We start from the raw sequence: 25,294 nt of genomic DNA on the forward strand, positions 1-25,294 counted from the left end.
TCGCGTTACTCGCGGTTTCTGCGCAGGACGCGCGGGGTGACGCCGAACTCGCGGGAGAGGGCGGCGGTGAAGGCGCTCTGGGAGCTGTAGCCGACCCGTGTGGCGACCTCACCCACGGCCAATCGGCTTTCCAGCAGCAGCTGGCGCCCGAGGTGCAGACGCCGGGTGCGCACGTAGTCCATGGGCGTCTGCCCGGTTTCGACGAGGAAGCGCGCATGGAAGCGCGCCACCGAAAGGCCGCACAGGCGCGCCAGGTCGGCCACTTGCAAGGGGCGGGCGGCGAATTGGTCGATGTGGGCGTCCACTGCCGCCAGGGGCAGGGCGCCATTGCCTTCCACCGGAATGCCGGGCGCGGCCAGGCTGGCCAGCAATAGCCCGGCGGATTGTCCGGCGATCACCTCATCGGTCAATGGGCTGGCGGCTATCCAGCTCACCAGTTGGCTCTGCGCCGGGTTCAGGTGCAGCGCGCCTGGGCGTTCCAGCAGACGTTGCCCGGCGTCGAAGTGCCTGCCCAGCGTGTGGCGCAGCCAGTCGAAGTCGGGCACGTCCACCACCAGGCACAGACTGCCCCCGGGGCTGCCGCAGGCATGTCGGGCTTCGGGCGGTACAACCGCGAGGGTCTGGCGTTCCACCCGCGCGCCCCGGCCATCGACTTCGAAGTCCAGGCTGCCGGTCAGGCCAAACACCAGTTGGGCGTGGCTGTGGCTATGGACCAGCAGGTCGTGGTTGTACTGGCGCAGGGACAGGATCGAATGCATGGCGGTCACCTCGGGGCAGGCGGTCATTCTACTCCCTGTTGCGTGGCACGCGCTGTCACAGGCCTGCAACCTCATGTTCATGCTCGATTCACCGCAAGGGCCCACCATCGGCGAAACCCCGCCGGAGGTCGCCCATGAGCAGCGTCGAACGCCTGGAACCCGTCATCAAGACCAAGCCCCGCAAGCAACGCGTGCGCACCTTGTGGATTTCTGACGTCCACCTGGGCACTCGCGACTGCCAGGCCGAGCATCTGTCGCGCTTCCTCAAGCAGTATCACGCCGACCGCATCTACCTGGTCGGGGATATCATCGACGGCTGGAAACTACGGGGCGGTATCTACTGGCCCCAGGCGCATACCAACGTGATCCGCCGCCTGCTGACCATGAGCAAGCGCGGCACCGAGGTGATCTACGTCACCGGCAACCATGACGAATTCCTGCGTCGCTACTCGGCGCTGATGCTGGGCAATATCCAGTTGGTGGACGAGGCCGTGCACGAGACTGCCGATGGCCGTCGCATGCTGGTGATCCATGGCGACCAGTTCGACGTGATCACGCGCTACCACAAGTGGCTGGCCTTTCTCGGCGACTCGGCCTACGAATTCACCCTGACCCTCAACCGCTGGCTCAACCACTGGCGAGAGCGCTGGGGATACGGCTACTGGTCGTTGTCGGCGTACCTCAAGCACAAGGTGAAGTCGGCGGTGAACTTCATCAGCGACTTCGAGGAAGCCATCGCCCACGAGTGCGTGAAGCGTGGCCTGGATGGCGTGGTCTGCGGCCATATCCACCATGCGGAAATCCGCAAGGTGGGGGAGGTGGACTATCTCAATTGCGGCGATTGGGTGGAGTCCTGCACGGCGCTCATCGAACACTGGGACGGCAGCATCGAGCTCTATCGCCTGGCTGACGCCCAGGCACGGGAGCTGGAAGCCCGCGCCGTGGAGCTGGTCGAGCCGGCGGCATGAGGATACTGATTGTCAGCGATGCCTGGCTGCCCCAAGTGAATGGTGTGGTCACCAGCCTGCAAGCGCTGGTCGCTGAACTGGAAGCCCTTGGTCACCAGGTGCTGCTGCTCTCACCTCAGTCTTTCCGTTGCCGGCCATGCCCGAGCTACCCGGAAATTCCCCTGGCCTGGAATCTCTGGCGCGTTGGGCCGATGATCGAAACCTTCCAGCCCGACTGCGTGCACCTGGCCACCGAAGGTCCGCTTGGGTGGGCAGCGCGGCGTTGGTTGGTCAAACGCGGCCTGGCCTTCTCCAGCGCGATCCACACCCGTTTTCCTGAGTACGTCCATGGCCGCTGGCCTTGGGTTCCCCTGTCCTGGGGGTATGCCTTCCTGCGGCTGTTCCACCGCCCGAGCCGGGCGGTGCTGGTGAGCACCGAGCGTATGCGCGAGACCTTTGCCAGCCATGGCCTGACCTGGCTCAGTCTGTGGCGCAAGGGCGTGGATACGGCGTTGTTCCGTCCGCTGGTGCTGTCCAGCCCGGAACAGCCGGTGTTCCTCTACGTCGGCCGTCTGGCCACGGAGAAGAACCTGCAAGCCTTCCTGGACCTAGAACTGCCGGGGGAGATGTGGGTGGTGGGCGATGGTCCATTGCGAGAAGAGCTGGAGGCGCGCTATCCCGATGCACGCTTTTTCGGCTACCGGCAGGGCGAGGAACTGGCGCGCTTCTATGCACAGGCCAGTGTGTTGGTATTCCCGTCGCTGACAGATACCTATGGCCTGGTGATGCTCGAAGCCCTGGCATGCGGCACGCCGGTGGCAGCCTTTCCCGTGGCGGGTCCGCTGGATGTCTTGGAGTCGGGCGTTACCGGTTGCCTGGATGAGGACCTGCAGCGCGCCTGCCTGGCGGCGCTGGAGCTGGATCGGGAACGCTGTGCGGAGCGGGCGGGGCGGCTCTCTTGGCGGTCTTCGGCGCTGGAGTTCCTCGCCCGGCAGCCGTTGCTGGATGGGCAGCCGTGCGTCGAACCACCCCTGAACGCTGTTCCTGAACTCTAGGGGCGAATTCATTGGCTATGTCTGCATGACGTGTTGTAGGCAGCTGCATTGCCCGTAGGAGCTGGCTCTTGGCCGGAGGGTAAATCGCTCGCAACAGCTCACGCAGGCATAGCGAATTCATTCGCCAAGGATTGCGCAGCAGGCCCGCCGGGTTTCATCAGGGCAGGCCTTCGATCTGCTTGGTGAATGAATTGGCCCCTTCAAGCGTCAGGGAATGATCTTGTCCCGCAGTTTCTCGGCGGCCTGTTGCAGGGCCTGGATGACCCTGGCCTTGTCGTAGTTCTGGATACCGTTGGTATCCAGGTACATGGAGAAACCGGGCAGCTCGTGCTCGACGTAGCTGGAGGCGGCGCCTAGATCGCGGCGGAAGTCCACGACCTGGTAGATCTGCACCGGTCGGGTGAAACCCTTGACGTTTATCTGGCCCTTGTCGCGGCACATGATCACGTCCTTCACCAGCGAGTAAGTCTCATGGGAGATCAGGATTTCACCGGCGTCCGAGGCGGTTTCCAGGCGGCTGGCCAGGTTCACTTCGCGACCGATGATGGTGTAGTCCATGCGGGTGTCGGCGCCGAAGTTACCCACGGTGCAATAGCCGGTGTTGATGCCCATGCGGATTTCCAGCGGCTTGGTGATGCCCTGTGCGCGCCATTGCTGGCGCAACACCTTCATGTGCTTGCGCATGGCCACGGCCATGGACACGGCTGCCACCGCGTCTTTTTTGGCGCCCTGGGTGCTGGGGTCGCCGAAGAACACCATGACGCTGTCGCCGACGAACTTGTCGATGGTGCCGCCGTACTTGAGCGCGATCTTCGACATGTCGTTGAGGTAGTTGTTGAGCAGGTCCGTCAGGGCCTCGGCTTCCAGCTCTTCGGACAGCTCAGTGAAGCCCTTGATGTCGGAGAAGAACACGCTGAGCTTCTTGCGCTGGGTTTCCAGGCGCACGGTTTTCTTGCCGCTGAAGATCATTTCCCAGACCTGGGGTGACAGATACTTGGCGAGGTTGCGTGCCAGGCGCGCGGCCTTTTCCTGTTCGCGCTTGATCTCGCTGCGGGCCTGGGCCAGGCGCAAGCCCTGCTGGTGTACGAAGAAGGCGGTGATGCAGATGTAAAGGGTGGTAAAGAGCACGCTGACCAGGGCCACCAGGGCTGGTGTACCCCCCTTGAACTCCGTCTGCAGCCCCAGGCCGACAGCGGCCATGCTGACGAGTGATCCGCCCAGCACCAGGGTCATCTGGCGCAGGCCACCGAGGATCATGGCGCTGAAGCAGAGGGTCAGCACGATCATCAGAGCCGGAACCACCGAGAAGCCCAGCAGGGCAACGGCGGCGCCGGAATGAAACGTGTCGACGCCGAGCAGGATGCGGTCGGTGCGTTCCCCGGGGAAACGCAGGCTCAGATGGTGGGCCAAGTGAGGGTAGAGCAGGGCGTAGGGAACCATCCAGAGTATGTCGAAGCTGAAATGCTGGACGTAGGTGCCGGCGGCGATGCTGGCGGCGATGGCCATATAGGCCAGCACACGTGAGTAGTACTCACGCAGCATAGGCGTTGCGGTGGAGGGGTCGAGCATGGCGAGCTTCATGGCTTGGGTCTGTCCCTGGTGCTTTCTTGACGCCGGGTTGCAGTGTTCGGGTAACGCTGCAAGTCCTGGGCCATGACTTTTGGCGGGTGCGGGATCATAACCAGGCGAGGGACCGGCGGCCAAGCTGACGCCGGTCCCGTCAGACTCCGGGGCTCAGAAGCGGATGCGGCCGGTCAGGGCATCCTTGAGCATCACCCAGTCACCCATGAAGCTGTAGAGCGGGTACTTGAAGGTGGCCGGCTTGTTCTTTTCGAAAACGAAATGGCCGACCCAGGCGAAGCCGTAACCGGCGAAGGGGATGGCCAGCAGCCAGAGCCACTGCTGGGTGACCAGCGCGTAACCGAGGATGCTCAGCACCAGCAGGCTGCCGACATAGTGGAGGCGGCGACAGGTGTCGTTGCTGTGCTCCTGCAGGTAGTAGGGGTAAAACTCGGCGAAGCTTTGAAAGCGGTGTACGGACTCGGCGGGCATGACGGCGGCTCCAGGTTCTTGTTGTCTGGAGCAGTGTAGGACGGGTGTCTTCGTGGGCCAGTGACAATGAGCGCCACTTTAGTATCCTTGCCGGCACGCCGCCCTGCTGGTGGCTGTCTTGAACTTCAGAACAAGAAGGCGCCATGAGCGAACGCACGACTTCTTCGAGTTGGGCCCTGGGGATAGTCCAGGCCCTGGAAATGGGTGGAGTGGACTGCCTCAACCTGTTTCCCGAACTCGGTCTCGACTACCAGGCCCTGAACGATCCCGACGCCCGTTTCCCTCAGGACGGCATGACCCGTCTTTGGCTCCGGGCTGTCGAGCTGTCCGGCAATCCGGCCATTGGCCTGAACATGGCCAAGGTGGTTCGTCCGGCTTCCTTCCACGTGGTGGGCTATGCCCTGATGTCCAGCCGTACCCTCAAGGAGGGTTTTACCCGGTTGGTGCGCTACCAGCGGATCATTGCCGAAGGCGCCGACCTCAGCTTCTGCGCGACGCGCGACGGCTATGAGCTGCGCTTGTCGATCCATGGTGACCGTCTACCGCCGGCGCGGCAGAGCGCGGAGGCTTCCATGGCTTATTGCCTGGCATTCTGCCGCTGGATGACCGGACGGCCGATCAACCCGCTGGAGATCCGCTTCCAGGGACCGGCACCGGCGGACCTGGAGCCCTACCGCCAGGTGTTCCAGGCGCCGCTGCGCTTTAACGCGGAACACTGCGCCCTATTGTTCAGCCGTGGCGATATGGAAACCCCGCTGCCCACCGCCAACGAATCCCTGGCGCAGTTGCACGACCGTTTCGCCGGCGATTACCTGGCACGCTTCTCCGGCACCCGTGTCACGCACCAGGTGCGCCAGGTGCTCTGCCGTCTATTGCCCCAGGGGGAGCCCAAGCGTGAAGTGGTTGCCAGCCTGATGCACCTGTCCCAGCGCACCCTGCAGCGGCGTTTGCAGGAAGAAGGGGTTAGCTTCCAGCAACTGCTGGACGATACGCGCCGTGAGCTGGCGGAGCAGTATCTGGCGCAACCTAACCTGACTTTGCTGGAGATCGCCTACCTGCTGGGGTTTGCCGATCCGAGCAATTTCTTCCGCGCCTTCCGTCGCTGGTTCGACAGTACTCCGGGAGAGTTCCGCGCGCGTCTGGAATGACGTCCAAGGGTGGGCTTCAGCCCACCGCTGTCGCTGAATGATTAGTGCCGCCAGAAGTAAGGCGTCAGCAGCACCAGAACGGTCAGGATCTCCAGGCGGCCCAGCAGCATGCCCAGGGTCAACAGCCACTTGGCACCGTCCGGCAGGCTGGAGAAGTTGCCTGCCGGACCGATGATTTCGCCCAGGCCTGGCCCCACGCCCGATACGGTGGCGGCGGCGCCGGTGAGTGAGGTGATCCAGTCCAGCCCCATCAGTGACAGGCCCAGGGCGATGCCGCAGATGATGATGGTGAAGAAGAACGAGAAGGTCAGGATCGAGCGGACGATGTCTTCATCGAGTCGGTGGCCGTTGTAGACCTGCTTGATCACCGCACGCGGGTGCACCAGTTGGGTCAGGTTGGCCTTGAGCAGGATATAGGCCACCTGAAAGCGGAAAATCTTGATGCCGCCAGCCGTTGAACCGGAACAGCCACCGATGAAGCCCAGGTAGAAGAACAGCATCAACGAAAAGTTGCCCCACAGGCTGTAGTCGCCCAGTGCGAAACCGGTGGTGGTGAGGATGGACGTCGTGTTCACCGCCACATGGCGCAGCGCGTCCAGCCAGTGCAGTTCGGTAGTCAGCCAGTACCAAGTACCCAGCACCAACCAGATGACCAATAGCAGGCCGATGAAACCCTGTACCTGCTCATCCTTGATCAGCGCCTTGCGATTGCCGCGCAGCACCGACACATAAAGCATGAAGGGCAGGCTGCCGAGGATCATTACCACCACAGCCACCCAGTGCACGGCCGGCTGTTGCCACTTGGCCAGGGACTGGTCGGAGGTGGAGAAACCGCCGGTGGCAATGGCCGACATGGCATGGTTGATCGCGTCGAACGACCCCATGCCGGCTGCCCAGAATGCCAGGCTGCCCAGCAGGGTGAAGCCAACATAGATGGCGACGATGTGCTTGGCCACCATGTGCGAGCGCGGCATGACCTTGTCTGAACGGTCGGACGACTCCGTCTGGAACAGGCGCATGCCACCGATACGCAGAAGCGGCAGGATCGCCACCGCCATGCCGATGAAACCGATGCCGCCGAGCCAATGCAGCAGCGAACGCCAGATAAGGATGCCCGGTGACATGCTGTCCAGGCCGCTCAGCACCGTCGCACCGGTGGCGGTGATGCCGGACATGCTCTCGAACCAGGCGTCTGTGAAACCGATGTTTTGGGTGAGCAGGAAGGGCAGCGCGGCGAAAGCACCGACGATGATCCAGCTCGACACCGTCAGCAGATACATGTCCCGGGGGCGCAAGTGGACCTGCTCGGGGCGACCTGGGATGACCAGCGAAAGGCCGGCGATGAAGGTCATCAGGCTCGACCAGACGAAGGCATTGATGTCTTCGGTGCGCTCGTAGACCACCAGCGTGAGCATGGGAATAGCCATGCTGACCGCCAGGGTGATCAGGAAGATACCGTTGAGAAAACCGATGATGCGCAGGGTCGGCAGGGCCATGGGGTCCGCTTCTGGCTGGAGGGCGAAACGCGCAATTCTAACCGGGCCCGGCGCCCTGTAAACCCGGCGCCCGGTGGACTGTAGCCTGCGCCGGCCCTCAGTGACGCCAGAACCCAGGCGTGAACAGCACCAGTACGGTGAGGATTTCCAGCCGGCCGAGCAGCATGCCGATGGTCAGCAGCCATTTGGCCGCGTCCGGAAGGGTGGAGAAATTGCCCACTGGCCCGATGATCGGACCCAGCCCCGGCCCGACGTTGCAAACGGCGGTGGCTGCGCCGGTGAGGGCGGTGACCCAGTCCAGGCCGATCAGGCAAAGCCCGAGGGCAATCACCGCGATGGTGATGGTGAAGAAGAAGGAAAAGGTGATCAGCGAGCGGACGATGTCGTCGTCCAGATAGTGGTTGTTGTACTGCTGCTTGATCACCGCGCGTGGGTGCACGAGCTGTTGCAAGTTGGCCTTGAGCAGTTGCCAGGCCACCTGGAAACGGAAGATTTTCAGTCCGCCGGCAGTGGAGCCGGAGCAGCCGCCGACGAACGTCAGGTAGAAGAAGAGTAGTACCGAGAAGCTGCCCCACAGTGTGTAATCACCTAGCGCCACTCCGGTTGTGGTGACGACCGAGGTGACGTTCACCGCGACTATGCGTACGGCGTCGAGCCAGGCGTTGTCGGAGTTGGCCCAGAGCCAAGTGCCGAAAAACAGCCAGGTGACCACCAGGAAGCCTACGAATCCATGCACCTGATGGTCACGCAGCAGGGCGGTACGATTGCCGCGTAAGGTGGCGACGAACAGCGTGAAAGGCAGGCTGCCGAGCATCATGATGACCACTGCCACCCAGTGCACCGATGGTTGTTTCCAGTTGGCCAGGGACGAGTCCGAGGTGGAGAAACCACCGGTGGAAATCAGTGACATGGAGTGGTTGACCGACTCGAAGGGTGTCATGCCTGCCAGCCAGAACGCCACAGTACCCAGCATCGTCAGGCCGGTGTAAACCAGAACGATGTACTTGGCCACCATGTGCGAGCGTGGCATCACCTTCTCGCCCCAGTCGGAGGATTCTGTCTGGAACAGGCGCATGCCGCCGACGCGCAGCAGCGGCAGGATGGCCACCGCCATGCCGATGAAGCCGATGCCGCCCAGCCAGTGCAGCATCGAGCGCCAGATCAGGAGCCCCGGTGAGGCAGTGTCCAGGCCGGTGAGCACCGTGGACCCGGTGGTGGTGATGCCGGACATGGTTTCGAAAAAGGAGTCGGTGTAGCTGATGTGCTGGATCAGCACCATGGGCAGGGCGGCGAAGCAGCAAACGATGATCCAGCTCGCGGTGGTCAGCATGTACATGTCCCGAGGGCGCAACTGGCTGTGCTCGGGGCGCCCGGGGCCTACCAGCGCCAGGCCAACGACGAAGGTGATCAGGCTCGACCAGAGGAAGGCGAAGATGTCATCGGTGCGCTCAAAAAGCAGCAGGGTGATCATGGGGATGACCATGCTCACGGCGAGGGTAATCAGGAAAAGGCCGATGATGAAACCGATGGTGCGCAATGTCGACAGGGACATGGAGCCCTCTGGGGCAGTAATTGAGCGGGGCATTCTACGGGGCCTTCGATCTCCGCGAAATGCCGGGTTGGTGGGGCTCACGTGTTGCCAGCAAGGAAAAGGATAGGCACGTGCAGATGGCTCCGCTCCTATCTTGCACAATCCACTCCCATCACCTCCTCGTTCGATCGCTGCCGTGCTCGCTGCGTTCTCTTTGCATGCTTGCGAGACTGAGTCGCGCTATCAGCTAGAATGCCGGCTCCCTGAATTCTGGAGGTGGCCGATGGAGGCTCTCGACGCTCTGCTCAACCGTGTATCCCTGGCTCGCTTGCAAGAGCCGGCACCGGACGCCGCCCAGCGTGAGGTGCTGTTCCGCGCGGCCATGCGCGCACCCGACCACGGTTACCTGCGTCCCTGGCGCTTCCTCACCATCGAGGGGGAGGGGCGTGCGAAGCTCGGTGAGCTGTTCGTTTCTGCGGTGCTGGCCAAGGACCCAAAAGCGCCGGAGGCGGCCACCACCAAAGCGCGCAACATGCCGCTGCGGGCGCCGCTGATGGTGGTAGTGATCGCGACTCTGCAGGCGGGTCACAAGGTACCCGAGGTGGAGCAGCTGCTGTCGGCCGGCTGCGCTGCCCACGGAATGCTGCTGGCCGCACACGCCCTGGGACTGGGGGCCATCTGGCGGACCGGCGATATGGCCTACGACCTCACCGTCGCCAGCGGACTCGGTCTGGCGGAAAATGAGCGGGTAGTTGGTTTTCTCTACCTGGGCAGCGTCGAGGGCGAGCGTCGCGCCGCGCCGGAGCTGGCTCCGGCTGACTTCGTCCAGAACTGGGGCTGATCAGGCCTTCAGTGCAGTGGGTAGTTCCAGGGTGGCGACGAAGCCGCCCTCGGGATGATTGTCCAGGTGCAGGCTGCCACCGTGGCGCTCTACCGCCCTGCGAGCAATGGCCAACCCCAGGCCATGCCCGGCACCGGACTGGTTCGGCGCACGGAAGAAGGGTTCGCCCAGCCGCACCAGATGTTCGGCGGCCACACCGGGGCCGTGGTCGCGGACCCTGATCACCAGGGCGCCATCCTTTTCATTCACCGTCACTTCCACCGGCTGCCCCTGGGGATTGAAACGCAGGGCATTGCGCAGCAGGTTATCCAGCGCCCCCTCCAGCATGTCGGGCCAGCCTTCCAGTTGCGGTTCGCCGATGCAGTCGATGCGAACCTCCTGCTCCGGCGCCAGCAGCCGGGCGTCTTCCTTCAGTTTTTCCAGCAACGTTCTCAAGGCGATGGGGTGGCGCGCGCCCGGCTCTGCGTCTAGGCGAGCAAGCGCGAGGATTTCGCTGATCAGCGCTTCCAGGCGATCGCATTCCTGGCCCAGGCGGGGCCAGAGGGCTTCCCGCTGGTGGGGTTCGGCGCGCTCGGCCAGGGCCAGGGCGATACGCAAGCGGGCCAGAGGAGAGCGCAGCTCGTGGGAAACATCCCGCAGTAGCTGGCGCTGGCTGCCGATCAGCCCTTGCAGGCGCTGGCCCATGCGGTTGAAGTCGCCGGCCAGAACTCCCAACTCATCCCTTCGTCGCGCCAGGCGGGATAGGCTGTCCTGCTGGTAGGCGGTCTGGCCGAGGTCATGCACGGCCCGGCGCAACCGATCGAGGGGACGGGTGATGGACAGTGTCAGGGCCAGGCTGAACAGGGTCAGCACTACCAGGGCGATGCCCAGGGCGCTGAAGGGCCAGAGCAGGCTGCCACGGTGCCAGGCGTCCAGCTCCGGGTAGGGGATGCGGTAGATCAGCAGGTAGGACTCGCCGCTGAGGGGGCTTGTGTATTCCTCGGTCAAGCGGCGCCAGGGCAGGCGGCGTGGGTTCTTCTGGCGTGCTTCGAAGGCGGCGGCGCGAGGTGGAAAGGTGCCTTCGACCACGGGTTGGCCGGTGTCGTTGAGCATCTGCACGTCGACTCGCGCGCGATGGCGGAAGTGTTCCAGGTAGCGCTGGGTGTCCTGTGGGCCTTGGTCTTCGTAGCGTTGCACCAGGCGCTCTGCCAACCCCTGAAGGGTCGGGTGGTGGCTGAGAATCCAGGCATCCTGGTTCAGTGCGCGGCCCAGCAGGATGGACAGTCCGGCCACCAGGGCCAGGGCCAGCCAGAGAGTGGCCAGGATTCGCCAGAAGAGTGAACGCACGGTGTAGCTCCTGAACGGCAAAACCCATCAGGCCGGCTGGCCTGATGGGTGTAGGGTGGGTGCCAGCAGCCTAGGCCGCCCGGCGATTACTGGGCCTTCTTGTCCTTCTCCGCCTTCCAGGCTTCGAACTCGGCGCGTTCGGCGCGGCGTTCTTCCATTTTCTTCTGGATATCGTCGAAGGCTTTCTGCTGCTCGGGCTTGAGCTGGGCGCGGATGGCATCGCGGTTCTTGGTTTCGGCGACCTTGAGTTCGTCCTGCATGGCTTTGCGCTCGGCAGCCGGCAGTTTGTCCAGGTAGCGCTGGGTGATGTCGTGGCGGGACTTCATCTGCTCGCGCATCAGCTTGCCGATTTCATGGCGCTGTTCCTGGGTGAGGTTCAGCTCCTTGAACATGTGGCCACCGAAACCGCGCTCATGGCGCGGGCCGCCTTCCGGCATGGCCATGGCCAGGGTCGGCAGGGTAGCGGCGAGCAGCAGGGCGATGAGGGTCTTGCGCATGGTGGTTCTCCTAGTCTCGATTCCGGCCAGTTGCCGGATGTGCCCAGTCTAGGGATGGCAAGGTCAAGGGCAGTCAGCCGTGAGTAAAGCCTGGGTAAAGACGCAGAACCTGCTAACAATCTGCTGAGCGTCGGCCCGGCTGCGTTAAAAGCAGACACTAGGTTGCGAGATCGTAAACAGGCTCTCAGGCGCTGTAGTAGTAGCCGCGGCTGCGCAGCGCCAGGATGCGTGGTCGGCCGTCCGCATGGGGGCCGAGTTTTTTGCGCAAGTTGCTGACGTGCATGTCCAGGCTTCGGTCGTAAAGGGTCAGCTTGCGGCCCAGGGCAAGTTGCGCCAGTTGCTGCTTGTCCAGCGGTTCGCCGGGCTGGTGCAAGAGGGCTTCGAGCAGGCGGCCTTCGGAAAGGGTGAGGCTGATCTCGTGATTGCCGACGGTGACGATGCCACGCACCGGGCTGTAGCAGAGGTCGCCCAGTTCAAGCTGGCTGGATTGCGGCGGCGGCTGGGTGCGACGCAGCACAGCGCGCAGGCGAGCGGTGAGTTCGCGAGGGTCACAGGGCTTGGCCAGGTAGTCGTCGGCGCCCAGTTCCAGGCCGAGGATGCGGTCCAGCGGTTCACCACGGGCGGAGAGCATGAGGACCGGCAGTTCCGGATGGTCGCTGCGCAGTTGCTTGAGCAGTTCCAGGCCACTGCCATCCGGCAGCATCACGTCGAGCACCACGGCGGACGGAGCGTGCTCGGCCAGGGCCGCACGCGCAGATTGGCCATTATGGCAGGCGTGGACGTTGAAACCTTCCTGACTGAGCCAACTGATCAGGAGCTCGCAGAGTTCCTGATCGTCATCGATAAGCAGCAATTCACTCATGGTGCGCTTCAGTTGATCCATTGACGGCGCTGGCGGCGCCCACCGCGGGCGGCCAGGCCAGCAAACAGGGAGAGCAAGGCAACGCCGCCGCCGACTGCGAACCAGGTCTGCTGTTCGGTAAGAAGGCGTGGCGATTGCGATGCCTGGGCTTCCTTGAGTTGCAGCTTGAGGCGCTGGTTCTCCTGACGCAGGCGGGAGAGCTGGGCATTCTCCCGCTCGCCGCTGACTGCTTCCAGTTGGGTGCTCAGTTCGTTGCGCTGACGCTCGCTTTCGGCCAGTTGGCGCTGGAGCTGGTCAAGCTGGGCGACTAGGGAGTCGCTCGCGACGGCCGGTGCTGCCGGGGCCACTGAACGCGCAGAGAGATCGACTTCCCCTGGCGTCACGTGCAGGGGTTCTTCAGCCAGGGCCAGGCTGCAGAGCAGCGCGGCGGTAAACAGCAGGGGCAATTGACCGACGTGCATGGGAACTCCTTTTTCCTGGCGTGGAACGGCTGAAGGGGATTGGCTTAGGGGAAGACCTGCTTGAAAGGTTTGACCACAACGTCGGCATAGACGCCAGCGGCGCGGTAGGGATCGGCGTCGGCCCAGGCTTTGGCGGCCTCGAGGGATTCAAACTCGGCAACGATCAGGCTGCCGGTGAAACCTGCGCTGCCTGGGTCAACGCTGTCTACTGCCGGGTGCGGGCCGGCCAGCACGATGCGGCCTTCGGCCTTCAACTGCTCCAGGCGCGCAAGGTGCGCAGGGCGTGCAGCGAGACGGTTTTCCAGGGAATCGACAACGTCTGTGGCGATGATGGCGTAGAGCATGGCAATCCTTATTGTTGGGGCTTTTCGGTTTCGCCGTCGTGAATGTGGCGAGCCAGGTAGACACCCTGGCCGACCAGGAAGAGCACGGTCATGCCGAGACTGCCGAAGACTTTGAAGTCCACCCAGAACTCGTGGAAGGTGAAGGCTACGAAGAGGTTGGCGCAGCCGCAGACCAGGAAGAACGCGACCCAGGCAAGGTTCAGGCGCACCCAGATGGCCTGTGGAAGGCTCAGGGCATGGCCCATCACGCGCTGGATCAGGGGCTTGTCGCCAATGAAGTGACTGCCGGCGAACGCCAAGGCGAAGAGCCAGTTCACCACGGGCGCTTTCCATTTGAGGAAGGTTTCGCTGTGGAAGGCCAGCGTCATGCCACCGAATACCAGGCAGGCCGCCAATGTCAGCCACTGGCCTTTCTCAAGGCGGCGCTGGTGCAGGAAGATGGCGCCGTAGACGATCACCGAGCTGATGATCAGAACCGCGGTAGCGCTGAAAATACCGCCTAGCATATAGGTATGCCCGGCCAGCTCGATGGCGCGTGGTTCCAGTTTGTAGACGACGAAGAAGAGGATAAGCGGGATGAAGTCGATGAATTGTTTCACGGCGGCAGCCAGAAGCGGGATGTGGCGGCATAATAACAAACCAATCCCCTAGCGAAAGCAGACCCCATGCAGATCGACCTGCATTGCCACAGTACGGCCTCTGACGGTGCCCTGGCGCCCGCGGCCCTCGTCGCCCGCGCTCACGAGCAGGGCGTGCGCCTGCTCGCGTTGACCGACCACGACACTCTCGAAGGCCTGGACGAGGCTCGCAAAGCAGCCGTAGCGCTGGATATGCAGCTGATCAACGGTATCGAACTGTCCTGCACCTGGGGTGGCGCCACCATCCATGTGTTGGGCTACGCCTTCGCCGCCGATGCCCCGGCGTTGCTGGAGGCCATTGCGGACCTCCATCGCGGCCGCTGGTCGCGGGCCGAGGAAATCGCCCGTCGCCTGGCCGCTAAAGGCATGCTGGGTGCCCTGGAGGGTGCCAGGGCGGTGCAGCAGGAGTTGGGTGATAGCGGCAACGCACCGGCACGCCCGCATTTTGCGGAGTTCCTGGTCCGCAATGGCCACGTCCGCGACCGTGCCGAGGCGTTTCGCAAATGGTTGGGGGCCGGCAAGCTGGGCGATGTGAAGCAGCACTGGCCAACCCTGGCCGATGCGGTCGGAACCTTGCGCGCCGCTGGTGCCTGGATCAGCCTGGCGCACCCGTGGCAGTACAACTTCACCGGCACCAAGCGGCGCAAGCTGGTGGCGGATTTCATCCAGGCCGGCGGTCACGCGCTGGAGGTGGTGAACGGCCTGCAGCAAGCGGACCAGGTGGGAAGCCTGGCCATACTGGCGCGAGAATTCGGCATGCTGGTCAGTGCCGGTAGTGACTTCCATGCACCCTGCGATTGGTCGGAGCTGGGCATGTACCGACCCTTGCCGGATGATCTGCCGCCGATCTGGGGGCGCTTCCGCCATGCATACAGCCCTATTGCTGCCCTCTGAACAGGGAGACGTCGTGAGTCAATTTTTCCAGATACATCCGGAGAATCCACAGCCGCGCCTGATCAAGCAGGCGGTGGAGATCGTCAAGGCGGGCGGGGTGATCGTCTATCCCACCGATTCGTCTTACGCTCTGGGATGCCTGATCGGTGACAAAAACGCGGTTGAACGTATTCGCCGACTGCGTCGGCTGGATGAGAAACACAATTTCACCCTGGTGTGCCGCGATCTGTCCGAGATCGGTGTGTTTGCCAAGGTGGATACCGCAGCGTTCCGCCTGATCAAGTCGCATACGCCCGGCCCTTACACTTTTATTCTGAGCGCCACCCGTGAAGTTCCGCGCATGCTGATGCACCCGAAACGGCGCACCATTGGCATGCGGGTACCTGACCACCCCATTGCCCTGGCGTTGCTTGAGCAACTGGGCGCACCCCTGATGAGCACCAGCCTGATCCTGCCGGGCGAAGAGCTGCCGATGAGTGACCCCTACGAGATGCGCCAAATTCTTGAGCATCAGGTAGACCTGATCATCGATGGCGGCCACGGCGGCATGGCTGCGTCTACCGTGATCAACCTCTCAGAAGGCAAGCCCGAGCTGGTGCGCGTGGGCTGCGGCGACCCGCAGCCCTTCCTCGACGAGGACTGAGCCCCCCGCTCAAAGCAGGATCGCCACCAGGATTATCACCAGCAGGATGATGATGAAGTCAGTACTGCTGATGTTCCCACCCGCAGGTGCTGCGTTCATTTTTTGCGCAAGCTGGGCGGCTTCCTCATTGGTCAGGGCCTGTGCCCGCGTGCGTGCCGTGGCGGCATCCACGCCCATGGCGCGCATCTGCTCCTGAACCTCGGACTGGCTGAGGAAGGCGTCGATCCTGTCGCGATCACCGGATTGCTGTTGGGTCGCGATGGCTTCATCGGTGCCGATCATGCCCGCCTGCGCTGTTGTAACCGGCACCAGGCCGAGGCAGACGAACAAGAGGACGGTACTGAAAATCAGGGCGAACAGTTTCATCGGAACCTCCTTGGGCGTTTCGCTCCAGACCTGACCAAGGGTGCTGCGTCGTACTTTTTTAGTCTGGCACATGGTGCTAATTTGCCCGCTTTCCCGCCGACCGGTCCTACCCGGTAGGCTTCAACCGAGGGCAGCAGCGCGCAGCGGCCGAGCAACGAGAGGAATACATGCACGAAACGCCGCTAAACGAGTCGCCGGATCCCCAGGCGGGCGCCCAGCAGGAGCTGCCCTTCGCCCTGGTCTACGGCCAGGCGGTGACTGAGCTGCCGCAAGACCTGTACATCCCGCCGGATGCGCTGGAAGTCTTCCTTGAGGCCTTCGAAGGTCCGCTCGACCTGCTGCTGTACCTGATCCGCAAGCAGAACATTGACATCCTCGACATCCCGGTCGCGGCCATCACCCACCAGTACATGGCCTACGTCGAGCTGATGAAGTCAGTACGCCTGGAGCTGGCCGCCGAGTACCTGGTCATGGCCGCCATGCTGGCCGAGATCAAGTCGCGCATGCTGCTGCCGCGCTCGAACGAGGCGGAAGAGGAAGAAGACGATCCGCGCGCCGAGTTGATCCGCCGCCTCCAGGAGTACGAGCGCTTCAAGGCGGCTGCCGAAGGTATCGATCAACTGCCTCGCGTGGGGCGCGACCTCATTGTTCCGCGTGTGGATGCACCGGACGCGCGAGCGCGCAAGCTGCTGCCGGATGTCGCCCTGGAAGAGGTCTTGCTGTCCATGGCCGAGGTGTTGCGCCGCGCGGATATGTTCGAAAGCCACCAGGTAACCCGCGAGGCGCTGTCCACCCGCGAACGTATGAGCGAGGTGCTGGAAAAGCTCAAAGGCGGGGCTTTCGTACCTTTCGTCGTGCTGTTCACGGTCGAAGAAGGTCGTCTTGGCGTCGTGGTCACCTTCATGGCAGTGCTGGAGCTGATCAAGGAACAGCTGGTTGAACTGGTGCAGAATGAGCCATTTGCCCCCATTCACGTTCGGGCGCGAGCCGAGTAGATGAACCTCAACGATCCCAAGGAACTTGCGTCGCTGCTGGAAGCTTTTCTCCTGGCGTCCGGTAAGCCTCTGTCGCTGGAGCGTCTGGCCGAACTCTTCGAAGAGGCCGAGCGCCCCGAGCTGTCGGTGATCCGCTCGGCCCTGGCCATCCTCGCCAAAAGTTGCGAGAAGCGCGCGTTCGAACTGCGCGAGGTAGCCTCCGGCTACCGTCTGCAGATTCGCGAGCGTTTCTCGCCCTGGGTTGGCCGGCTGTGGGAGGAACGGCCACAGCGCTACTCGCGCGCGATGCTGGAGACCCTGGCCCTGGTGGCCTATCGGCAGCCCATTACCCGTGGCGAAATCGAGGATATTCGCGGTGTTGCGGTCAATAGCCAGATCGTCAAGACACTGTTGGAGCGGGAGTGGATTCGGGTGGTCGGCTATCGCGATGTACCCGGAAAACCGGCCATGTTCGCCACCACGCGCGCGTTTCTCGACCACTTCAACCTGAAGAGCCTGGAAGAACTCCCGCCGCTGGCCGCATTGCGTGAGCTGGAGCCCGAGCCGGTGCTGGAACTGGACGATGGCGATGTGCCGGTACCTGAAGGGTTGCAGGCCCGTGCGGACGCCGAACAGCTTACCGAGCCGCGCGAGGAAACCAGTTTCCGCTCCCTGCTGGCCGAGCTCGACACCATGGAGGAGGGTTTGAAGACCGACTTCGACGATCTGCTGCTCGATGAGGCCGACGAATCCGAAGCCGTTGCTGCCGAAGCCGACGACGAGCCGCTTCCGGACGAAACCCTGCATTGACACCACCGGTCAGCGGACAGGCTGACGCCGGGACTTTGCTCAACTAGCCTCAGTGCCAGCGGCCGCGTATGATGCGCGGCCTTTTACTGCTACACCGGGAGGTGCCCAGATGAGTGACGTCGAATACAGCCCCACAGGGGAAAAGCTGCAGAAGGTCCTGGCCCGCATGGGGCTGGCTTCTCGCCGCGATATAGAGGCCTGGATCACTGAAGGCCGAGTGAAGGTCAACGGCGAAGCCGCCACCCTCGGCCAGCGCGTCGACAGCCATGACGCCATCAGCGTCGATGGTCGTCTGCTCAAGCGCGAAGAGGAAGTCGAGAGCGTCCGCCGCGTACTGATCTACAACAAGCCCGAAGGCGAAGTCTGCACCCGCGACGACCCGGAAGGCCGTCCTACTGTCTTTGAGCGCCTGCCGCGCCTGAGGGCCGGTCGCTGGATCAATATCGGCCGCCTGGACATCAACACCACCGGCCTGCTGCTGTTCACCACCGACGGTGAGCTGGCCAATCGCCTGATGCACCCCTCCTACGAGATGGACCGTGAGTACGCGGTGCGCGTGCGCGGTGAAGTCACTGAGGAAATGCTGGAGAACCTGAAGAAGGGTGTGATGCTGGACGATGGCCCGGCCAAGTTCACCGACGTTCAGGAAGCTCCCGGCGGCGAAGGTCTCAACCACTGGTACCACTGCGTGGTAATGGAAGGCCGCAACCGTGAAGTGCGTCGTCTCTGGGAATCCCAGGGGCTGGTGGTCAGTCGCTTGAAGCGCGTGCGCTTCGGTCCGGTATTCATCACCTCCGACCTGACCATGGGGCGCTGGCGTGAAATGGGCCAGAACGAGGTGGATATCCTCAGCACTGAAGTCGGTTTGAAGCCTGTGGCTCTGCCGGCCATGAAGGGCAAGTTCCGCGAGAAGCTGGATCGCCTGCAGCGCAAGTCGGTCAAGCCGGTGGGTGCTCGTGCGCCGCGCCGTGATGATGGTGAGCGTCCGACTCGTGGCCCGCGCAGCGAAGGTGGCGAGCGTCCGGCTCGTGGCCCGCGCAGCGAAGGTGGCGAGCGTCCGGCTCGTGGCCCGCGCAACGAAGGTGGCGAGCGTCCGGCTCGTGGCCCGCGCAGCGAAGGTGGCGAGCGTCCGACTCGTGGCCCGCGCAGCGAAGGTGGCGAGCGTCCGGCTCGTGGCCCGCGCAGCGAAGGTGGCGAGCGTCCGACTCGTGGCCCGCGCAGCGAAGGTGGCGAGCGTCCGGCTCGTGGCCCGCGCAGCGAAGGTGGCGAACGCCCGGCCCGTGCTCCTCGCCGCGATGGCGACGAGCGTCCTGCTCGCGGTCCTCGCCGTGACGCTGATGAACGTCCTGCCCGCGCTCCGCGTGGCACGCCGGTAGCTGATCGTCCGCGTGACGAGAACAAGAAGCGCCCGGCCAAGTCTCACGGTGAGCGTCCGGCCGTGGAGCTGGCGGACCGTCCGACTCGTAAGCCCCAGCGTCCGCCGCACAAGCGCAGCGGTCCGGCAGGTGGCGAAGGTCAGCGTCCGGGCTTCGGTCGCAAGCGCTGATTCAAGGCGGGATGAAGAAGGGGCTCTCATGAGCCCCTTTTTACTGTCTGCGTTTCTGTGCGAACTCGTTCGCGACTGGCTGCAAGGTATCTCAGCCGGCCATGGAGAGGCGGTTGCGGCCTTCGCGCTTGGCCACGTAGAGCGCGTTGTCCGCTCGGCGTAGCAAGCTCTCCACGGATTCCGCCGGCAGAAGGGTGGCGCAGCCGAGGCTGATCGAGAGGTCCAGGGGGTGACCCTGCACCAGATACTGCAGTTCAAGGATGCCCAGGCGCAGGCGTTCACCTACCAGCCCGGCGGCTTCGCGGCAGGTGCCTGAGAGCAGCACGAGGAATTCCTCTCCGCCGAAGCGGAACACCATGTCAACGTTGCGCAGGCGTGCCTTGAGCGTGTTGGCGACCGCTTTCAGGACTTCATCGCCGGTGCCATGGCCGTATTCGTCGTTGATGCGCTTGAAGTGATCAATGTCCAGCATCAGTACCGACAACGGCTGCAGATTGCGTCGGGCGAGGTCCACTTCACGCTGAAGGGTCTGCTCCATGGCGATGCGATTGCCCGTGTCGGTCAGCGGGTCGCGCAGGGCGCTCTGGATCGCGGCACGGTAGAGCAGGGCATTGCGCAGCGGAAAGAGCAAAGTGGCGAGCAGGGATTCCAGTTGGTTCAGTTCCTGTTCGTCGAAGCGCTGGTTGCGCCGGAAAATCAGTTCGCCCAGGTACTCACCTTCATGGGTCAGACGATAGCCGGCGGAGTGGCTGGAGCGGCTGCCATATTCAAGGCGTAGGTCACTGCTCTGGTGCTGGTAAGCCAGGGCGTCGAGGGCAACCAGGCGCTGCACTTCGCTGAAGAATAGGCTGATGATGCGCTCCACCTCCAGGCTGGTCTGCAGTTGCAGATTCAGCTGGCGACGCAGCTCCGCCAGGCTGAGGGGGCGCAGCGTGGGCTGACGCTTACCGGAGAAGCCGAGGCGCTGCAGCTTGGCGGCGTCAAAATCGATCGTGTTGGACTGTGTGGGAGGAACCATGGAGTTGAACCTCTGACGCAAATTGCGACGACACCAGGCATGGAGCTATTTTCGTGCCAGGAGTTCGTTAATTATAAAAAATCATTTAATTTCAATTGCTTAGCTGTTATCTGTCGGCTTGAGAGGCAAGCCTTTGCCGGGTTAGTGGCGAAACAGTGGCAATGTGATGCCGTTCACGGGAACGGTCGCCGGAAATCTGGCGAAGGCTGCGGCGGTCGGATGACCGCCGCGGAGGGAAGTCATTGCGCGTCGAAAGCCTGGCCGTTTACACCAGCGCTGTCCGGCCCCATGAGATAGAGGTAGACAGGCATGATCTCGGCGGGTTCCGGATTGTTGTCAGGGTTTTCACCTGGATAGGCCTGGGCGCGCATATCAGTGCGCGTCGCGCCGGGGTTGATGCTGTTGGCACGAACGCTGGCGATGCCGTCCACTTCGTCGGCCAGGACCTGCATCAGGCCTTCGGTGGCGAACTTGGACACCGCATAGGCGCCCCAATAGGCCCGGCCTTTGCGGCCGACGCTACTGGAGGTGAAGATCACCGAGGCGTCCTTGGACAGCTTCAGAAGCGGCAGCAGTGTGCTGGTCAGCATGAACATGGCGTTGACGTTGACTTGCATGACGCGCATGAAGTTGTCGCCCGAGAGCTGCTCGATGGGGGTGCGGGGGCCGAGGATGGAGGCGTTGTGCAGCACGCCGTCGATGCGCCCGAACTCCGTCTCCAGCGTCGCTGCCAGTTCGTCGTACTGGTGCGGCTGGGCGGTTTCCAGGTTGAAGGGGATCACCGCGGGTTGCGGGTGGCCGGCGGCCTCGATCTCGTCGTAGACGGCGTTCAGGCTGGCCTCGGTCTTGCCCAGCAGTAGTACGGTGGCGCCGTGGGCGGCAAAGGTCTTGGCGGCCGCTGCGCCGATGCCACGGCCGGCTCCGGTGATCAGAATGACCCGGTCCTTGAGCAGGTCGGGGCGGGCGGAATACTGGAACATGTGAATCTCCTTCGGGGCGCTACTGGCTTCAGCAACTGCACAGCGCGCGGTCGAGCACTGCGCGCAATTCGAGCGGGTGGTCGACCACTACATCGGCGCCCCAGTGGGCGGGGTTGTCGCTTGGGTGGATATAGCCGTAGCTGACCGCCGCGGTGCGGGTGCCGGCGGCGCGGCCGGACTCGATGTCGCGAAGGTCGTCACCGACGAAGAGCACACTGGCCGGGTCCAGGTTCAGCTTGCTGCAAGCCAGCAGCAGCATTTCCGGGTCCGGCTTGCTGTTCTTCACGTGATCGGGGCAGATCAGCACGGCGGAGCGCCCGGCCAGGCCGAGCTGCTCCATGATCGGCTCGGCGTAGCGTACCGGCTTGTTGGTCACCACACCCCAGATCAGCTTGGCTTGCTCGATATCCGCCAGCAGTTCGTCGATGCCGTCGAAGGGGCGGGTGAGCACTGCGCAGTGGCTCTGGTAGCGCTCCAGGAATTCCAGGCGCAGCGGCTCGAGCTGAGGGTCTTCGGGGTCCATCTCGAAGGTGACGGCGACCATGGCGCGGGCGCCGCCGGAGACCACGTCGCGGATCAGCTTTTCGTCCAGGGGCGGCAGGCCGCGTTCGGTGCGCATGGCTTGGCAAATGGCGATGAAATCGGGCGCCGAGTCGAGCAGGGTGCCGTCCATATCGAAAAGTACCGCTTGAATACGCATGCCGGTCACTCCTCGCGCAGGGTCTGGATCATGTAGTTGACGTCGACGTCGCCTTCCAGCTTGTAGTGCTTGGTCAGCGGGTTGTAGGTCAGGCCGATGATGTCCTTCACCTGCAGGCCGGCGACGCGGCTCCAGGCGCCGAGCTCGGAGGGGCGGATGAACTTCTTGAAGTCGTGGGTGCCGCGCGGCAGCAGGCCCATGATGTATTCGGCGCCAACGATGGCGAAGAGGTAAGCCTTGGGGTTGCGGTTGATGGTGGAGAAGAACACCTGGCCGCCCGGCTTGACCAGGGTGAAGCAGGCGCGGATCACCGAGGCCGGATCGGGCACGTGCTCGAGCATCTCCATGCAGGTGACCACGTCGAACTGACCGGGCATCTCGGCGGCCAGGCCTTCAGCCGTGATGCGGCGGTATTCCACCGGCACGCCGGACTCCAGTTGGTGCAGCTGGGCGACCGCCAGCGGGGCTTCGCCCATGTCGATGCCGGTAACGGTGGCGCCACGCTGCGCCATCGATTCGCTGAGGATGCCGCCGCCGCACCCGACATCCAGCACCTTCTTGCCGGCCAGCTTGACGCGCTCGTCAATCCAGTTGACCCGCAGGGGGTTGATGTCGTGCAGGGGTTTGAACTCGCTCTCACGGTCCCACCAGCGGTGGGCGAGGGCCTCGAACTTGGCGATTTCGACGTGATCGACGTTGGTCATGGGATGTCCTCGAAACAGAATTCAGCGGCCGGCGATGCGATCGCCCCAGGCGCGGGCAGTGGTGCCCAGGCGCTCTTCGTCCAGGCGGGTCAGGCGGCCGTCGTCCAGCAGTTGCCTGCCGTCGACCCAGAGGTGCCGCACCGCGTCGCGCCCGGTGGCGTAGATAAGTTGGGAAACCGGGTCGTAGACCGGTTGCTGGGCGAGCCCGGAGAGGTCGAAGGCCACCACGTCGGCGGCTTTGCCTACTTCCAGGGAGCCAGTATCCAGGTCGATTCCCAGGGCGCGTGCGCCATTGAGGGTGGCCATGCGCAAGGCGCGATGGGCATCCAGGGCGCTGGCCGAGCCGGACACGGCCTTGGCCAGGAGGGCAGCGGTGCGGGTTTCGCCTAGCAGGTCCAGGTCATTGTTGCTGGCTGCACCATCAGTGCCAACGGCGACATTAACGCCGGCCTGCCAGAGGCGTTCCACTGGGCAGAATCCGCTGGCCAGCTTGAGATTGGATTCCGGGCAGTGGATCACGTTGCTGTTGCTTTCCACCAGAAGGGCAATGTCAGCGTCATCTACCTGGGTCATGTGCACGGCCTGGAAGCGCGGGCCGAGAAGGCCGAGGCGTGCAAGGCGTGCCATCGGACGCTCGCCGCGCAGGTCCAGGCTTTGCTGGACTTCGAAGGCGGTTTCCTGGACATGCATATGAATGCCGGCGTCCAGTTCCTCGGCGAGTACGCGTATATCCTCGAGCTTGTCGTCACTGACGCTATAAGGTGCGTGGGGGCCGAAGGCGACCTTGATGCGCGGGTGGTGCTTGAGATCGCTGAACAGCTCGACGCCTCGACGGATTGCTTCGCCTGCGTCGGCGGCGCCCGGGATGGGAAAGTCCAGCACCGGGATCGCCAGTTGGGCCTTGATTCCTGCGGTATGGATGGCAGAGCTGGCCTGGGCTGGGAAGAAATACATGTCGGAGAAGCAACTGATGCCGCCCTTGATCTGCTCGGCCACGGCCAGTTCGGTACCGTCCCTGACGAATGTCTCATTGACCCACTTGGCCTCGGCGGGCCAGATGTGTTCCTGTAGCCAGGTCATCAGTGGCAGATCGTCGGCCAGCCCGCGGAACAGGGTCATCGCGGCATGGCCGTGGGCGTTGATCAGGCCGGGAGCCAGCAGCATGCCCGGCAGTTCGCGGCGCTCGCGGGCGTCAGCGCGCAGTGCTACGTCCCGGGGTGCGAGCAGGGCGATACGACCGTCACGGATGCCCAGCGCATGATCCCGCAGGACCACGCCGGCAGGCTCTACCGGAACTATCCAGGACGGGAGCAGTAGCAGATCGAGCGGGGCGTTGGGGCTGGGCATGGCGGCGCATCCTGGGCGCAAAATGAAGTGGCGGCAGTATACCCGAGCCAGATAGGCTCCGGCTCGCTATAATCTGCGGTTTTTCCGCGAGTTACGGGTGGCGAGGTGGGCGATGCGTGAACAACTGTTAGCAGCCGAGAAGGTCAAGGCCATCGACTGGCGTGACGGCGTGCTCCACCTGCTCGACCAGCGTTTGCTGCCGGCTGAAGAGGTCTGGCTGGCCTACGAGTCCGCTGAAGGCGTGGCCCAGGCCATCCGCCAGATGGTGGTTCGCGGCGCGCCAGCCATTGGAATCAGTGCTGCATACGGTGTCGTACTTGGCGCGCAGGCGCGTATCGCCGCCGGTGGCGACTGGCGCGAGGCGCTGGAAGCCGACTTCAAGGTCCTGGCCGAGTCCCGGCCGACTGCGGTCAACCTCTTCTGGGCGCTGAACCGTATGCGTGAGCGCCTGGAGCGCGTGCGTGACGGCGAAACACCGCTGCAGGCGCTCGAGGCCGAGGCCATTTCCATCCATCTGAGCGATCGGGAAGCCAACCTGACCATGGCCCAGCTCGGCATGGAGCTGATTCGCAAGCACCAGGGGAGCCCCCAGGCATTGCTGACCCATTGCAATACGGGGGCGCTGGCGACGGGCGGTTTCGGCACCGCCCTCGGGGTAATTCGTGCGGCGCACCTGGATGGCTTGGTGGAGCGGGTCTACGCCGATGAAACGCGCCCTTGGTTGCAGGGCGCGCGACTGACCGCCTGGGAGCTGGCCAACGAAGGCGTGCCGGTGAGTCTCAATGCGGACGCCGCCGCCGCTCACCTGATGAAAACTGCCGGCATTACCTGGGTCATCGTCGGTGCCGACCGCATCACCGCCAATGGCGATGTGGCCAACAAGATCGGCACCTACCAGCTGGCAGTCAATGCCATGCACCATGGCGTGCGCTTCATGGTGGTGGCGCCCAGCTCCACCATTGATATGTCGCTGGAAAGCGGGGACGACATCCCGATCGAGGAGCGCGACGGTTCAGAGTTGCTGGATCTGGGCGGCCGCCGTATTGCCGCGGAAGTGCATGCGGTCAATCCGGTTTTCGATGTGACTCCTGCCGATCTGATCGATGCCATCGTGACCGAGAAAGGTGTGGTCGAGCGTCCTGACGCAGCCAAGATGGCTCAATTGATGTGCCGCAAGCGCCTGCATTGAGCCATCGGTGCGGCGTTTCTACCCTGCTGGCAGGCCGCCCGGCGGGGTAGGTGCGAGACGGTGACTATGGTAAGCTCCGGCAGTTATTGCCGCCCCTCCATTGAGGCGGCCCAATTGCACAGATCCTTGGCTTAACTCGTTGATTTGTCGTGAGTCGCTGCAGCATC

At 63.6% G+C, this 25,294-nt stretch carries 27 protein-coding genes; 10 read left to right on the plus strand and 17 right to left on the minus strand.

The window, feature by feature from the left end; all coding sequences use genetic code 11:
• Positions 1–5 precede the first annotated feature (5 nt).
• Positions 6–758: an AraC family transcriptional regulator gene (locus AAHM40_RS04110; protein WP_342243577.1), complete on the minus strand. Its 753-nt coding sequence runs from the start codon at positions 756–758 to the stop codon at positions 6–8.
• Between the two features lie 134 nt (positions 759–892).
• Here AAHM40_RS04110 and AAHM40_RS04115 point away from each other — a divergent pair, with 134 nt between their 5' ends.
• Together AAHM40_RS04115 and AAHM40_RS04120 are read left to right on the plus strand one after the other, a co-directional pair.
• Positions 893–1,726: a UDP-2,3-diacylglucosamine diphosphatase gene (locus AAHM40_RS04115; RefSeq protein WP_342243522.1), complete on the plus strand. Its 834-nt coding sequence runs from the start codon at positions 893–895 to the stop codon at positions 1,724–1,726.
• Complete coding sequence (locus AAHM40_RS04120; RefSeq protein WP_342243523.1) at positions 1,723–2,760, plus strand: glycosyltransferase family 4 protein; 1,038 nt, start codon at positions 1,723–1,725, stop codon at positions 2,758–2,760. The genes AAHM40_RS04115 and AAHM40_RS04120 overlap by 4 nt, the downstream gene beginning before the upstream one ends.
• Positions 2,761–2,967: 207 nt before the next feature.
• Here the strand turns inward: AAHM40_RS04120 and AAHM40_RS04125 are convergent, their stop codons facing one another.
• Positions 2,968–4,341: an adenylate/guanylate cyclase domain-containing protein gene (locus AAHM40_RS04125; RefSeq protein ID WP_342243524.1), complete on the minus strand. Its 1,374-nt coding sequence runs from the start codon at positions 4,339–4,341 to the stop codon at positions 2,968–2,970.
• Between the two features lie 153 nt (positions 4,342–4,494).
• Positions 4,495–4,812 carry an Mpo1-like protein gene (locus tag AAHM40_RS04130; RefSeq protein ID WP_342243525.1) on the minus strand — a complete coding sequence of 106 codons (318 nt, stop codon included), beginning with the start codon at positions 4,810–4,812 and terminating at the stop codon, positions 4,495–4,497.
• Positions 4,813–4,955: 143 nt separating this feature from the next.
• Between AAHM40_RS04130 and AAHM40_RS04135 the strand changes: the two genes are divergently transcribed.
• The gene (locus AAHM40_RS04135) at positions 4,956–5,960 is read left to right on the plus strand and encodes an AraC family transcriptional regulator (protein WP_342243526.1); all 1,005 of its coding nucleotides are present in this window, start codon (positions 4,956–4,958) and stop codon (positions 5,958–5,960) included.
• A gap of 41 nt (positions 5,961–6,001) precedes the next feature.
• On the opposite strand, the gene AAHM40_RS04140 is transcribed toward AAHM40_RS04135, so the two are convergent.
• Both AAHM40_RS04140 and AAHM40_RS04145 read right to left on the minus strand, forming a co-directional pair.
• Complete coding sequence (locus AAHM40_RS04140; RefSeq protein WP_342243527.1) at positions 6,002–7,456, minus strand: TrkH family potassium uptake protein; 1,455 nt, start codon at positions 7,454–7,456, stop codon at positions 6,002–6,004.
• Positions 7,457–7,553: 97 nt separating this feature from the next.
• Positions 7,554–9,008 carry a TrkH family potassium uptake protein gene (locus AAHM40_RS04145; protein ID WP_342243528.1) on the minus strand — a complete coding sequence of 485 codons (1,455 nt, stop codon included), beginning with the start codon at positions 9,006–9,008 and terminating at the stop codon, positions 7,554–7,556.
• Between the two features lie 262 nt (positions 9,009–9,270).
• Between AAHM40_RS04145 and AAHM40_RS04150 the strand changes: the two genes are divergently transcribed.
• Positions 9,271–9,828: a nitroreductase family protein gene (locus tag AAHM40_RS04150; RefSeq protein ID WP_342243529.1), complete on the plus strand. Its 558-nt coding sequence runs from the start codon at positions 9,271–9,273 to the stop codon at positions 9,826–9,828.
• On the opposite strand, the gene AAHM40_RS04155 is transcribed toward AAHM40_RS04150, so the two are convergent.
• The 6 genes from AAHM40_RS04155 to AAHM40_RS04180 all read right to left on the minus strand — a co-directional run bounded on the left by AAHM40_RS04155 (position 9,829) and on the right by AAHM40_RS04180 (position 13,917).
• On the minus strand, positions 9,829–11,154 hold the full coding sequence (locus AAHM40_RS04155; protein ID WP_342243530.1) for a sensor histidine kinase: 1,326 nt from the start codon (positions 11,152–11,154) through the stop codon (positions 9,829–9,831).
• An 86-nt stretch (positions 11,155–11,240) separates the two neighbouring features.
• Positions 11,241–11,651 (minus strand): Spy/CpxP family protein refolding chaperone, encoded by a 411-nt coding sequence (locus AAHM40_RS04160; protein WP_342243531.1) that lies wholly within the window; start codon positions 11,649–11,651, stop codon positions 11,241–11,243.
• Between the two features lie 184 nt (positions 11,652–11,835).
• The gene (locus AAHM40_RS04165; protein WP_342243532.1) at positions 11,836–12,513 is read right to left on the minus strand and encodes a response regulator transcription factor; all 678 of its coding nucleotides are present in this window, start codon (positions 12,511–12,513) and stop codon (positions 11,836–11,838) included.
• Positions 12,514–12,521: 8 nt separating this feature from the next.
• The gene (locus AAHM40_RS04170) at positions 12,522–12,974 is read right to left on the minus strand and encodes a hypothetical protein (protein ID WP_342243533.1); all 453 of its coding nucleotides are present in this window, start codon (positions 12,972–12,974) and stop codon (positions 12,522–12,524) included.
• A 44-nt stretch (positions 12,975–13,018) separates the two neighbouring features.
• On the minus strand, positions 13,019–13,318 hold the full coding sequence (locus AAHM40_RS04175; RefSeq protein ID WP_342243534.1) for a YciI family protein: 300 nt from the start codon (positions 13,316–13,318) through the stop codon (positions 13,019–13,021).
• An 8-nt stretch (positions 13,319–13,326) separates the two neighbouring features.
• Positions 13,327–13,917, minus strand: a complete 591-nt coding sequence (locus AAHM40_RS04180) for a septation protein A (protein ID WP_274802746.1) — start codon at positions 13,915–13,917, stop codon at positions 13,327–13,329.
• 66 nt (positions 13,918–13,983) lie between these two features.
• Here AAHM40_RS04180 and AAHM40_RS04185 point away from each other — a divergent pair, with 66 nt between their 5' ends.
• Positions 13,984–14,850 carry a PHP domain-containing protein gene (locus AAHM40_RS04185; protein WP_342243535.1) on the plus strand — a complete coding sequence of 289 codons (867 nt, stop codon included), beginning with the start codon at positions 13,984–13,986 and terminating at the stop codon, positions 14,848–14,850.
• 13 nt (positions 14,851–14,863) lie between these two features.
• The gene (locus AAHM40_RS04190; RefSeq protein ID WP_342243536.1) at positions 14,864–15,493 is read left to right on the plus strand and encodes an L-threonylcarbamoyladenylate synthase; all 630 of its coding nucleotides are present in this window, start codon (positions 14,864–14,866) and stop codon (positions 15,491–15,493) included.
• Between the two features lie 9 nt (positions 15,494–15,502).
• Here AAHM40_RS04190 and AAHM40_RS04195 read toward each other — a convergent pair whose 3' ends face one another.
• Positions 15,503–15,859 (minus strand): PA2779 family protein, encoded by a 357-nt coding sequence (locus AAHM40_RS04195; RefSeq protein WP_342243537.1) that lies wholly within the window; start codon positions 15,857–15,859, stop codon positions 15,503–15,505.
• Positions 15,860–16,155: 296 nt separating this feature from the next.
• Here AAHM40_RS04195 and AAHM40_RS04200 point away from each other — a divergent pair, with 296 nt between their 5' ends.
• From AAHM40_RS04200 to rluB, 3 genes are all read left to right on the plus strand, one after another.
• Positions 16,156–16,854: a segregation and condensation protein A gene (locus tag AAHM40_RS04200; RefSeq protein WP_162144798.1), complete on the plus strand. Its 699-nt coding sequence runs from the start codon at positions 16,156–16,158 to the stop codon at positions 16,852–16,854.
• Positions 16,855–17,643 (plus strand): SMC-Scp complex subunit ScpB, encoded by a 789-nt coding sequence (scpB, locus tag AAHM40_RS04205; protein WP_342243538.1) that lies wholly within the window; start codon positions 16,855–16,857, stop codon positions 17,641–17,643.
• A gap of 109 nt (positions 17,644–17,752) precedes the next feature.
• Positions 17,753–19,189 carry a 23S rRNA pseudouridine(2605) synthase RluB gene (gene rluB, locus AAHM40_RS04210; RefSeq protein WP_342243539.1) on the plus strand — a complete coding sequence of 479 codons (1,437 nt, stop codon included), beginning with the start codon at positions 17,753–17,755 and terminating at the stop codon, positions 19,187–19,189.
• A gap of 91 nt (positions 19,190–19,280) precedes the next feature.
• Here the strand turns inward: rluB and AAHM40_RS04215 are convergent, their stop codons facing one another.
• The 5 genes from AAHM40_RS04215 to AAHM40_RS04235 form a co-directional block, all read right to left on the minus strand.
• Positions 19,281–20,207 (minus strand): GGDEF domain-containing protein, encoded by a 927-nt coding sequence (locus tag AAHM40_RS04215; RefSeq protein WP_342243540.1) that lies wholly within the window; start codon positions 20,205–20,207, stop codon positions 19,281–19,283.
• 239 nt (positions 20,208–20,446) lie between these two features.
• Entirely contained in the window at positions 20,447–21,187 is a 741-nt protein-coding gene (locus AAHM40_RS04220) for a YciK family oxidoreductase (protein WP_028626617.1), read from the minus strand.
• Between the two features lie 28 nt (positions 21,188–21,215).
• The gene (gene mupP / locus AAHM40_RS04225; RefSeq protein WP_342243541.1) at positions 21,216–21,887 is read right to left on the minus strand and encodes an N-acetylmuramic acid 6-phosphate phosphatase MupP; all 672 of its coding nucleotides are present in this window, start codon (positions 21,885–21,887) and stop codon (positions 21,216–21,218) included.
• 5 nt (positions 21,888–21,892) lie between these two features.
• Positions 21,893–22,591 carry a bifunctional 2-polyprenyl-6-hydroxyphenol methylase/3-demethylubiquinol 3-O-methyltransferase UbiG gene (gene ubiG, locus AAHM40_RS04230; protein ID WP_342243542.1) on the minus strand — a complete coding sequence of 233 codons (699 nt, stop codon included), beginning with the start codon at positions 22,589–22,591 and terminating at the stop codon, positions 21,893–21,895.
• 21 nt (positions 22,592–22,612) lie between these two features.
• The gene (locus AAHM40_RS04235; protein ID WP_342243543.1) at positions 22,613–23,938 is read right to left on the minus strand and encodes a TRZ/ATZ family hydrolase; all 1,326 of its coding nucleotides are present in this window, start codon (positions 23,936–23,938) and stop codon (positions 22,613–22,615) included.
• A gap of 112 nt (positions 23,939–24,050) precedes the next feature.
• Between AAHM40_RS04235 and mtnA the strand changes: the two genes are divergently transcribed.
• A complete protein-coding gene (gene mtnA / locus AAHM40_RS04240) occupies positions 24,051–25,127 on the plus strand; it encodes an S-methyl-5-thioribose-1-phosphate isomerase (RefSeq protein ID WP_028626621.1) in 1,077 nt (358 codons plus the stop codon).
• Positions 25,128–25,294: the final 167 nt, after the last annotated feature.

It is taken from the genome of Pseudomonas sp. OTU5201 (genome assembly GCF_038440135.1).
GTDB lineage: Bacteria > Pseudomonadota > Gammaproteobacteria > Pseudomonadales > Pseudomonadaceae > Metapseudomonas > Metapseudomonas resinovorans.